This window comes from Streptomyces sp. NPDC057638, assembly GCF_042800315.1.
GTDB lineage: Bacteria > Actinomycetota > Actinomycetes > Streptomycetales > Streptomycetaceae > Streptomyces.
Window position 1 is genome coordinate 1 of sequence record NZ_JBHVHF010000287.1, and the last position, 10,574, is coordinate 10,574.

A 10,574-nucleotide genomic window follows, 5' to 3' on the forward strand; every position below is an offset into this window, starting at 1 on the left:
TGCCCGGCCCCACCCGGGGCTCTCGGTCCAGACCATAAGTGCCGGATTCGACGGCGTGGCTCTCCGCGTCCGGCCGTGTGGGCCCGCCCCTGACGGCGGGGTCCGGACCCCCAGGCTCAGCCCCGGGCGGTCGCCCGGTCCCGCGCGTGGTGCGCCAGCACTCCGAGCACCAGCAGCGCCTGCCCCGCGCTGTAGAGCAGCATGATCCAGAAGTTGGGCACCGGCGGCTGCGGCCACCGCGCCACCTCGGCGGCGATCAGCAGATCCGATACGAGGAAGAGCGCGCCGCCCGCCCCGGCGAGCCACCCCAGGGCGCTGGAGCGCCAGGCCATCGCGGTCAGCAGCACCGCGTACGCCGCCACCGGCACCTGGAGGTCGGCGGGCAGATCCGGCCAGAGCAGGGCGACCACGACGACCAGGGCGAGTCCATAGCCCGGCGCCGCCGCCCTCGGACAGCGGTCCCGGCCGAAGAGCACCAGGTAGCAGACGTGGCCGAGGGCGAACGAGCCCATGCCCACCAGGAAGGCCCACTCCGCCTCCGCGAGCAGGAACACATCGCCGCCCCAGCCGAAGAGCAGCGCGGCGACCAGCGGGCGCGGCCCTCCCCGTACCGCCGTGTACGCCGCGAGCAGCGGCATCAGCAGCGGTTTGGCGATGCGGTGGCCGGTCTGCGCGTCGGCGAGCAGTGAGCCGAGATCGGCCAGCAGCGCCACGGCGAAGGCCGCCAGGATCAGCCGCGCGGCCGGGTCGGAGGCGCCCCGGCGGGGCGCGGTGGTCATCAGGTCCTGGGCGCTCACGCGCCACCTCCGTAAGGGTTCGCCGCGGTCTCGGGGAGCGGGGACGCGTCCGATGCCGTCGCCGGGGACGGCACCGGGGCGGAGGCGGGCTGCCAGCCCGGTCCCCGGAAGACCCGCCCGGCGCGCTCGCGCCAGGTGGTCGCGGCGCGCACGTCGCGGGCGATGGACACGTACTCGTGGGTGGCGACGCGCAGCGGGTTGTAGGTGTCGATGTTCTTGGTGAGTCCGTAGACGGGCCGTTCGGTCTCCGGGGCGAAGGAGCCGAACATCCGGTCCCAGACGATGAGGATCCCGCCGAAGTTGCGGTCCAGGTAGCCGCCCTGGGAGGCGTGGTGGACCCGGTGGTGGGAGGGGGTGTTCAGGAGGTACTCGACGGGCCGGGGCAGCCTGCCGACCCGCTCGGTGTGCACCCAGAACTGGTAGGCGAGGTTGACGGAGGAGCAGAACGCCACGGCCGCCGGATGGACACCGCACACGATCATCGGCAGATAGAAGGGCCAGACGGTCCAGCTGGTCCAGGGCTGGCGCAGCGCGGTGGTGAGGTTGAACTTCCGGCTGGAGTGGTGGACCACATGGCAGGCCCACAGGATCCGGACGACGTGGTGGCCCCGGTGGGACCAGTAGTAGAGGAAGTCCTGGGCGAGGAGCATCAGCGGGATGGTCCACCAGAGGAGGGGGACACGGGCGGGGGTGAGCTCGTAGACCGCCGTGTAGATCGCGACGATGGGGATCTTCCACAGCAGGTCGAAGGCGAGGCTGCCGAGTCCCATGGTGACGCTGGTGGCGGTGTCCTGGCCCGTGTATCCGGCCGCGTTCTCGTCGGGGTGGAGCCGGTAGCTGACCATTTCGACGGCGGTGAGCAGGACGAAGGCGGGTATCGACCAGAGCACGGCATCGGGCAGGTTCGGCATGCGTGCACCGTAGAGGCGGGTGCGCGGACGGGGCTAGAGGTTGTTACCCACAAGTATGCGAGACGGTTTGTCAGCGACGTTTGGCGGGTTCCTCCAAGACGGGTGGGACTGACCGGCCCTCAGGCCCCGGCGGCGCCCAGCAGCGAACCCGCCGCATAGGTGACGCCCATCGCGAGCGCCCCGCCTCCGACCGTACGGACCATGGCGGTCCGGACCGCGGCCGAGCCCAGCCGGGCGCTCCACCAGCCGGTGAGCGCGAGCGCCGCGAGCACCGACAGGACGGTGACGGTCAGTCGTGCCGAGGCGGGCGGCAGCACGATGGCCAGCAGCGGCAGCAGCGCGCCGACCGTGAACGCCAGACAGCTCGCGCCCGCCGCGTGCCAGGGGTTGGCCAGCGTGTCCGGGTCGATACCCAGCTCCACGCGCGCGTGGGCGCGCAACGCGTCCCTCCGGGTGAGCTGGACGGCCGCCTCCCGGGCGACCTCGCGCGACAGACCCCGCGCGGCGAGCAGGCCGGTCAGCTCGTCCAGTTCGGCCTCGGGCTCCTCCCGCAGCTCGCGCCGCTCCACCGCGAGCGCCGCCTTCTCCGAGTCACGCTGGCTGGAGACGGAGACGTACTCGCCCGCCGCCATGGACATCGCCCCGGCGAGCAGACCCGCCAGGCCCGCCGTCAACAGCGCGCTCCGGTCACCGGTGGCCCCGGCGACACCGACGACCAGGCCCGCGGTGGACACGATCCCGTCATTCGCGCCGAGCACGGCGGCGCGCAGCCAGTTGAGCCGGGTACTGAGGGCCGCGCCGCCATGGCCGACGTGGCCGTCGGGACCAGCGGTGCCGTCGGGGCCCGAACGGGGTTCGTCATGGGTCACGCCGGGAGCGTCGCATCTGTGCCGTGCCCGGGGCCGCGCCACCCGTCGGTGACGCGGCGAGGGTTCGCCCGTTGTGGGGAGTGCCCTGTCCCGCGATGGGCGCGGTGCCGCCCGTACGACGGCGCGGCGGCCGTCTCCGCCGTCGTGCGGCACGGGGTGGCCCGGCACTGGTCCTCGTGGGGCATGGATGGCCCCGCACTGGTCCTCGTAAGGCACAGGGTGGCCCGGCGCTGGCCGTCGCCCGCGCCTGGTGACGGACCACGGACCCGTCGCCAACCACCGCCCGGACCAGGCGGCGGAGCTGCCACCACGCCCGTCCACGCCCGGTGACGGACCCACGGACGCGTCGTTCCGCGCGGGCCGGGGCCGGCACAGGACAGGCGCGGGCGCAAGGGCCCGGTGAGACAGGCGGATCAGGGGGCGCTCCGGCACTGTCAGTGTCGGCCCGTATTCTCTGTGACCATGCTCGACGACAGGACGACAGCAGCGACGGCGTGGCCGACCGCGTACCCCCGGGGGTACGCGGTCGTCGACGTGGAGACCACCGGCCTCGCCCGCGACGACCGGATAGTCTCCGCTGCCGTGTACCGCCTGGACGCGTTCGGCGATGTCGAGGACCACTGGTACACCCTGGTCAATCCGGAGCGCGACCCAGGACCGGTGTGGATCCACGGGCTCACCCCCCAGATGCTCGACGGGGCACCGCTCTTCCGTGAGGTCGCGGAGGAGTTCTCCGAGCGCCTCGACGGCCGGGTGCTCGTCGCGCACAACGCCATCTTCGACTGGTCCATGATCGCCAGGGAGTACGCACGGGCCCGCGCCACCGCCCCCACCCGCCAGCGGCTGTGCACCATCGCGCTCTCCAAGGAACTGGGGCTGCCGCTGCCCAACCACAAACTGGAGTCGCTCGCGGCGCACTTCGGCGTCGTCCAGCGCCAGGCGCACCACGCCCTGGACGATGCCCGGGTACTGGCGGAGGCGTTCCGTCCGAGTCTGCACGCGGCGGCGCTGCACGGGGTGCGGCTGCCCCTGCTGGAGTGCCGTCCGCTGACCGAGTGGTCCGACGCCCCCACCACCCCGCGCGTCGGCTACCAGCCCTCGTACGGCCACGGCTCCCCTCACGGCGGGTACGGCCCCGGCAGTTGGCGGCCCTCGCGCAAGCGGCCCCCGTGCCCGTACCCCAATCCGGGGCGGTACGAGCCGGGCGGCGCGCTGAGGCAGGGGATGCGGGTGGCGTTCTCGGGTGACACCTCCGTCGACCGGGAGCTGCTGGAGGACCGGGCCGTCGAGGCGGGGTTGCACGTGGCCACCAGCATCTCCCGGCTGACCAGTCTGCTGGTGACCAACGACCCCGGCTCGGTGACGTCGAAGGTGGCCAAGGCACGCGCCTATGGCACTCCGGTCATCGATGAGGCCGCGTTCACCCAGCTCCTGCGGGATGTGCTGCCGTCGGACGCGCCGCCCCGGGGGTGAGGGGCGCTGCGGGGCGCGGCACCCTGGGGGCGGGTTCCGCCGCGGACCCCACGGAGGCGGCCCGTACCGTACGGCCCGGGCCCCCGCGGCCCGGGGTGGACGGCGGGCCGCCGAGGCGAGACGGGGCCGGTCCGCCGCGCCGGGACGGTCCCCGGCGCGGTGCGGAGCCCCACCCGCGAGCGCGTCAGGGGCAGCAGGTACCGTCGATCCGTGTACCGCTTCCTGTTGTCCCGGCAGTGGGTGTTCCTCACCCTCCTCGGCCTCGTTCTCATCCCGACGATGATCGAACTGGGTTTCTGGCAGTACCACCGCCATGAGCGCCGCGTCGAACAGAACGAGCTGATCGCCCGGAACCTGGAGGCGAAGCCGGTCCCCGTGACCGAGCTGACCTCCCCGGGCCACAAGGTGCCCCGCGCCGACTACTGGCGCCATGTCACGGCCACCGGCGTCTTCGACACGGAGGGCGAGGTCGTGGTCCGCCGCCGTACCAACGCCGATGACCGGGTCGGGGTCCATGTACTGACCCCGCTGGTCCTCGGCGACGGCCGGGTGCTGATGGTCAACCGGGGCTGGATCGAGGCCGCCCCCAGCCAGCGGGCGTACCCGGTGGTCCCGCCCGCGCCCCAGGGGACGGTGACGATCACCGGACGCCTCAAGGCCGATGAGACCACCAAGGGCAGCGGTATCAAGGACCTGGCCGGGCTGCCGCCCCGCCAGGTGATGCTGATCAACAGCGCCCAGCAGTCGGCGCTCCTGGGCCGTACCGTCCTCGGCGGCTATGCCGAGCTGATCACCCCCGCGCCCGGGGACGGCGGCACCGAGCTGATCCCCGAGCCGGACCATGACTCCATCGGCGCCCATATGGCGTACGCGGTGCAGTGGTGGCTCTTCGTCGCGGGCGTACCGGTCGGCTGGGTGATCCTGGTCCGCCGCGAGGTGCGCGACCGGCGCGCCGCGGCGGCGGCGACTCCGGTGGAGACGGCCCCGGCGGAGCCGTCTCCGGCCTGACCGCCCGCTCCCGAACCCTCGTCGGCACGGCGGTACGGGTACTGCTCACCCGGTCCTGGCTCGGGCTCGGAACCGGCTGGGACTGCTTAACCATCGACACCGACGGGAAAGTCCCGATATGTGACGCTTCGTATCGAGGACTACGCCCTCATCGGGGACCTCCAGACGGCGGCGCTGGTCGGTATGGACGGTTCCATCGACTGGCTCTGTCTACCCCGGTTCGACTCCGCCGCCTGCTTCGCGGCGCTCCTGGGCGACCGGGACAACGGACACTGGCGGCTCGCCCCCACCGAGGGCGGCCCCTGTGCCCGCCGTTCGTACGTCGGCGACTCACTGGTCCTGGAGTCGGTCTGGGAGACCGCCACCGGCACGGTCAAGATCACCGACTTCATGCCGCAGCGCGAGCACGCGCCCGACCTGATGCGGATCGTGGAGGGCGTCCACGGCTCGGTGGAGATGGAGTCCGTCCTGCGGATCCGCTTCGACTACGGCTCCGTGGTGCCCTGGGTGCGGCGCGCGGACGGTCACCGGGTGGCGGTCGCCGGGCCCGACTCGGTCTGGTTCCGCAGCGATCCCCCGGTCAAGACCTGGGGCAAGGACTTCGCCACCCGGTCGTCGTTCACCGTCGGCGAGGGCGAGAAAGTCGCGTTCGTCCTCACCTGGCATCCCTCGCACCACCCCCGGCCGGAGATCGTCGACCCCCATGAGGCCCTGGAGTGCAGCCTCTCCGACTGGGCGGCGTGGTCCGGCACCTGCCGCACCCAGGGGCCCTACCGCGACGCGGTCGTCCGCTCTCTGATCACCCTCAAGGCCCTCACCTACGCCCCTACCGGAGGCATCGTCGCCGCGCCCACCACGTCGCTCCCCGAGGGCCTCGGCGGCGTACGGAACTGGGACTACCGCTTCTGCTGGCTCCGCGACTCCACCCTCACCCTCGGCGCCCTCCTGGAAGCGGGCTACCAGGACGAGGCCATGGCCTGGCGGGACTGGCTGCTGCGGGCCGTGGCGGGCGACCCCTCCGACCTCCAGATCATGTACGGGCTCGGCGGCGAACGGCGACTGCCGGAGACCGAGCTGCCCTGGCTCGCGGGATACGAGCGCTCCGTCCCCGTACGCACCGGGAACGCGGCCGTCGACCAGGTACAGCTCGATGTGTACGGAGAGGTGCTCGACTCCCTCTACCTGGCCCGGTCCGCCGGCCGGCCGGGCCCGCTGCACACCTGGAACGTGCAGCTCAGCCTGCTCGCCTTCCTGGAGTCGGCCTGGCGGGAACCCGACGAGGGGCTGTGGGAGGTGCGCGGCCCGCGCCGCCACTTCACCCACTCCAAGGTGATGGCCTGGGTCGCCGCCGACCGCGTGGTGCGCACCCTGGAGGCGGAACCCGGCCTCCGGGGCGATGTGGAACGCTGGCGCGCGATGCGGGACGCCGTCCACCGCGAGGTGTGCGAGAAGGCGTACGACCCGGAACGGAACACCTTCACCCAGTACTACGGCTCCCGCGAACTCGACGCGGCCACCCTGCTCATCCCCCGCGTCGGCTTCCTGCCGCCGCACGACCCGCGCGTCGTCGGCACGGTGGACGCCGTACGCGAGGAACTGAGCACGCCCGGCGGACTGCTGCGCCGCTACTCCCTTCCCGGCGCAGCGGACTCCTCAGGGGATACCGACACCTCCAGCACCTCCGTTGACGGGCTCCCAGGAGGCGAGGGCGCCTTCCTCGCCTGCTCCTTCTGGCTCGCGGACGCGCTGCGGATGACGGACCGGGTCACCGAGGCCGCCGAGCTGTTCGAGGAACTGCTGGCGCTCCGCAACGACGTCGGGCTGCTCGCCGAGGAGTACGACCCGGTCACCCGGCGCCAGCTCGGCAACTTCCCCCAGGCGTTCAGCCATATCGCGCTGGTGACCACCGCCCTCGCGCTCGCCCGGGAGGAGACGCGAAGATAGCCCCATGGATCTTGCACTGAAGGACCGTGTCTATGTGCTGACGGGCGCCTCGCGCGGACTCGGCAACGCCACCGCGCGCGCCCTGGTGGCCGAAGGGGCCAAGGTCGTCATCTCCGGCCGGGACGAGCGGACCGTCCTGGACGCCGCCGCCGCACTCGGACCCGACGCGGTCGGCGTCGCCCTCGACAACGCCGACCCCTCCGGCCCCGAGCGGCTCATCGCGGCCGCCCGCGCCCACTTCGGGCGCTTCGACGGCGTACTGATCAGTGTCGGCGGCCCCGCCCCCGGCTTCGCGTCCGACAACACGGACGACCAGTGGCGGGCGTCATTCGAATCCGTCTTCCTGGGCGCGGTCCGACTGGCGCGGACCTCCGCGGAGGCCCTCACCGAGGGCGGTGTCATCGGCTTCGTGCTCTCCTCCTCCGTCCATGAGCCCGTCACGGGGCTGACGATCTCCAACGGGCTGCGGCCGGGACTCGCGGGCTTCGCGAAGTCGCTCGCGGCGGAGCTGGGACCGAGGGGGATCCGCGTGGTGGGGCTCCTGCCGTCCCGGATCGACACCGACCGGGTACGGGAGCTGGACGCGCTCTCCGGAGACGCGGAGGCGGCACGGGAAGCACACGAGTCGCGCATCCCGCTGCGGCGGTACGGCACGCCCGAGGAGTTCGGGCGGGTGGCCGCGTTCTTCCTCTCCCCCGCGGCCTCCTATCTCACCGGCGTCATGCTCCCCATCGACGGCGGCGCCCGCCACGGCTTCTGACCCCGTGGGGCACGCTGGTTCCGCCCACGTGGGGCCGCGCCCCACACGCCTGGGCGCGGGCTTCACGCGGGCGGGACGTTGAAGACGCGACCTAGGTGACGCGTTGGGGTGGGTGCTTGGCGGCACGAAGGCGCGCCTCCGTGGGCAGCACGCTCACCCCCACGACTTCGCGGGCCCGCCCCACCACCCCTTCCCGCACCGCCGCCAACGTCCGCACCGGCGACGCGTACGGCTCCAGCACCACCCCCACCCGCGCCTTCGGTTCCGTACGCCGTCCCCCGAGGGTGACCCGCGCCTCGGCGACCCCGTCGAGAGCCTCCGTATCCGCCTCCATGGCGCCTTCGAGTGACCGGCCCCGTACCACGGCCACCTCCCCGTCCCCGCTGTCGACGAGCACATCCGCCAGCCGTCCCCGGCGCGATTGCGCGAGGAGCAGCCAGAGCGCCAGCAGAACCAGCACGGCGAGCGCGGCGATGACAGCGGGCCACCACCAGCCCTCGGCCCGCCAGCGTTGCCGGTCGGCCATGGAGAGCAGCACGTCGTGGGGGCCGCGCCAGGGCCACCAGCCGGGCACGGCCAGCCCCGCCCCGGCCGCCAGCGCCGCTCCGCCCACGGCGAGGAGCGCCAGCCCCGTGACTCCCAGCACCACCCGGTTGACCGTCCTGGACATCCCGTCTCACTTCCGTTTCACGGGGAGCCGGGCGACCCTCACCCGCAGTGCGGGCGGGCGGGCGAGTCCCAGTTCGCCGACGGCGGTCTCCAGCGCGGAGTCCAGGTCGGTGCGGACGTCGTCGAGGTCGCGGAAGTGCGCGCGGGCCCGTACCGTCGCCGCGCGCCGCCGTACGCGCACCTTCGCCGTCCGTACCCCGGGCACCTCAAGCGCCCGGTCCCGCAGCACCAGTTCCGCCGCGTGCCGGTCCAGTCCCGCCCGTACGGAACCGTCGTCACCGGGGCGCATCGGCAGCAGCCGGCGCAGTCCCGGGGTGAGCGCGAGGAGGAGCAGCCAGAGGCCGAGGAGCGCCAGGACGGCGGTCCCGGCGAGTACCCAGGGGTCGTCCAGCCGCCAGGTGGCCAGCCGGTCGGCCAGCTCACGGCGCCATCGCATGGCGGGCTGGCCCGCCCGTACCGCCGCGATGTCGTAGAGCAGGATCCCCGCACCGCCGAGGACGACGAGCGCGACCAGGGTGGCGGGTACCCGGCGCGCGGACCAGAAGCGGCGGGCCGAGCCCGCACGGGTCATCGGAGCCGCCCCCGGGCGTCGCCGCGTGCCCGCGCCGAGTGCAGGCCCTCGACGAGTACGGAGACTTCCGGGACCGTCATGCCCGCGAGGTTCTCGACCCGCTCGGCGACATGACGGCGTACGGCGCCGCACCGGGCGCCGAGCTCGGTGGGGTAGTCGAGGTCCAGGGTGACGCGTACCCGGGCCGTGTCCTGGTGGACGGTCACCGACGCGTAGGGAGCGCCCGCGCCCTCAGGTACTGAGCCGAGCGCCTCACGCGCCGCCTGGGCGGCGATCTTCGCCACGACACGGTCCGCGATGACGGTCGCGCCACGGTCGGCGGCCGCCACGCGGTCGTCCGCCGGGCCACCGTGACCGCCCGGGTCATGGTCGTCGCTGGTCCGCTCCGTACGGCGGGCATCCTGGGCCATCTGGTGTCACCGCCGCCGGTCGCCGCGCTCGCGCCCCCGGAAGAACTCGGCGGCTCCGAGATCGCCCTCCGCCAGTCGCCCCACCACGAAGCCGACCGCGCCGAGCGCCGCCACCAGCAAAAACGCACCGAATCCCCCGAAGTACCCGGCGAAGCCGAGCGCCATGCCGGCCACCATGCCGACCGCAGCCATAGTCATCGTGAGCTCCTCCAGGGAGTTCGGGGAGAGAGACGAGGGGTCCGCCGGGGAAGGCCCGACCAGGGGTCCGCGCCACGGCTACTGAAGACGCGGTTCCGGTTCGTCCTCTTCCTCCTCGGGCAGTTTGACGTCGGTGACCGCGATATTGACCTCGACGACCTCCAGTTCGGTCATCCGTTCCACGGCCGAGATGACGTTCACACGCACCGAACGGGCGACATCGCCGATGGAGTAGCCGTAGTCCACGACGATCTCCAGATCGAGCGCGGTCTGGACCTCGCCGACCTCGGCTTTCACCCCGCGCGTGACGCTGGATCTGGTGCCTCCCGGCACCCGATCACGGACCGCGCCGAGGGTACGGGAGAGCCCGCTGCCCATCGCGTGCACACCGACGACGTCCCGGGCGGCGAGTCCGGCGATCTTCTCCACGACCCCGTCCGCGATGGTGGTGCGCCCCCGGTTGCCGGGGTCTCCACCGCCGCGCTTTCCGCTGGACGCCCTCCTCGGCTCACCGGGGGAGCCGGACTGTTCCTTGGTGGTGTCGGTCATCGCGCCCCACGTCCTTTCCCGGGCTCCACGGCTCTCGGCCTGGTGACGGACCTGTCCCACAGATGCGCCACGGATCTTCGGCGATGCCCTCCGCGGCCATTCCGTACGGTCCGCCACGGCGTGGACACGATGGCCACTCCATAGATCCGCATAGAAATGACCGTTATTACCGCTACAGGAATGAAGAGCAGATTAAGCACCCTTGTGCCCACCCTAAGCGCGTCTCTCCCGTCGCGCGCCAGGGAGACGGCACCCGTCCACTCCCCCACGGGACCATCGGAGTGGCATGGAGGACACCCGACGCGCGCGAAGGGGGCCGCCTCACAGAGGTCGGCGACGCGTCACATAGGCGGTGCGCGGCCGCGCTGAGAGGCCCGGAGAGCGAGGAAGCCCCGCCCGGCAGTCCGGGCGGGGC

Annotated in this window: 11 protein-coding genes; 4 read left to right on the top strand and 7 right to left on the bottom strand. The window is 72.9% G+C overall.

The features are described from left to right. Positions 1 to 116: 116 nt before the first annotated feature. From ACFVIM_RS28210 to ACFVIM_RS28220, 3 genes are all read right to left on the bottom strand, one after another. On the bottom strand, positions 117 to 779 hold the full coding sequence (locus tag ACFVIM_RS28210) for a lysoplasmalogenase (RefSeq protein ID WP_384306996.1): 663 nt from the start codon (positions 777 to 779) through the stop codon (positions 117 to 119). A 14-nt stretch (positions 780 to 793) separates the two neighbouring features. Further along, positions 794 to 1,708, bottom strand: a complete 915-nt coding sequence (locus tag ACFVIM_RS28215) for a sterol desaturase family protein (protein ID WP_384306972.1) — start codon at positions 1,706 to 1,708, stop codon at positions 794 to 796. Positions 1,709 to 1,827: 119 nt separating this feature from the next. Then, positions 1,828 to 2,478, bottom strand: coding sequence for a VIT family protein (locus tag ACFVIM_RS28220; protein WP_384306999.1), 651 nt, complete (start codon positions 2,476 to 2,478; stop codon positions 1,828 to 1,830). Between the two features lie 561 nt (positions 2,479 to 3,039). On the opposite strand from ACFVIM_RS28220, the gene ACFVIM_RS28225 reads away from it, so the two are divergent. From ACFVIM_RS28225 to ACFVIM_RS28240, 4 genes are all read left to right on the top strand, one after another. Beyond that, positions 3,040 to 4,050 carry a DEDDh family exonuclease gene (locus ACFVIM_RS28225; RefSeq protein ID WP_384306974.1) on the top strand — a complete coding sequence of 337 codons (1,011 nt, stop codon included), beginning with the start codon at positions 3,040 to 3,042 and terminating at the stop codon, positions 4,048 to 4,050. 210 nt (positions 4,051 to 4,260) lie between these two features. After that, the gene (locus ACFVIM_RS28230) at positions 4,261 to 5,058 is read left to right on the top strand and encodes an SURF1 family protein (protein WP_384306977.1); all 798 of its coding nucleotides are present in this window, start codon (positions 4,261 to 4,263) and stop codon (positions 5,056 to 5,058) included. A 120-nt stretch (positions 5,059 to 5,178) separates the two neighbouring features. Beyond that, positions 5,179 to 7,002: a glycoside hydrolase family 15 protein gene (locus ACFVIM_RS28235; protein ID WP_384306979.1), complete on the top strand. Its 1,824-nt coding sequence runs from the start codon at positions 5,179 to 5,181 to the stop codon at positions 7,000 to 7,002. A 4-nt stretch (positions 7,003 to 7,006) separates the two neighbouring features. Then, positions 7,007 to 7,762, top strand: a complete 756-nt coding sequence (locus ACFVIM_RS28240; protein WP_384306982.1) for an SDR family NAD(P)-dependent oxidoreductase — start codon at positions 7,007 to 7,009, stop codon at positions 7,760 to 7,762. A gap of 91 nt (positions 7,763 to 7,853) precedes the next feature. Here ACFVIM_RS28240 and amaP read toward each other — a convergent pair whose 3' ends face one another. The 4 genes from amaP to ACFVIM_RS28260 all read right to left on the bottom strand — a co-directional run bounded on the left by amaP (position 7,854) and on the right by ACFVIM_RS28260 (position 10,159). Then, positions 7,854 to 8,432, bottom strand: coding sequence for an alkaline shock response membrane anchor protein AmaP (gene amaP, locus ACFVIM_RS28245; RefSeq protein WP_384306986.1), 579 nt, complete (start codon positions 8,430 to 8,432; stop codon positions 7,854 to 7,856). Between the two features lie 6 nt (positions 8,433 to 8,438). Beyond that, positions 8,439 to 9,134, bottom strand: a complete 696-nt coding sequence (locus ACFVIM_RS28250) for a DUF6286 domain-containing protein (protein WP_384306988.1) — start codon at positions 9,132 to 9,134, stop codon at positions 8,439 to 8,441. Between the two features lie 284 nt (positions 9,135 to 9,418). Next, a complete protein-coding gene (locus ACFVIM_RS28255) occupies positions 9,419 to 9,610 on the bottom strand; it encodes a hypothetical protein (protein WP_384306991.1) in 192 nt (63 codons plus the stop codon). Positions 9,611 to 9,688: 78 nt separating this feature from the next. Further along, positions 9,689 to 10,159 (bottom strand): Asp23/Gls24 family envelope stress response protein, encoded by a 471-nt coding sequence (locus ACFVIM_RS28260; RefSeq protein WP_384306994.1) that lies wholly within the window; start codon positions 10,157 to 10,159, stop codon positions 9,689 to 9,691. Positions 10,160 to 10,574: the final 415 nt, after the last annotated feature.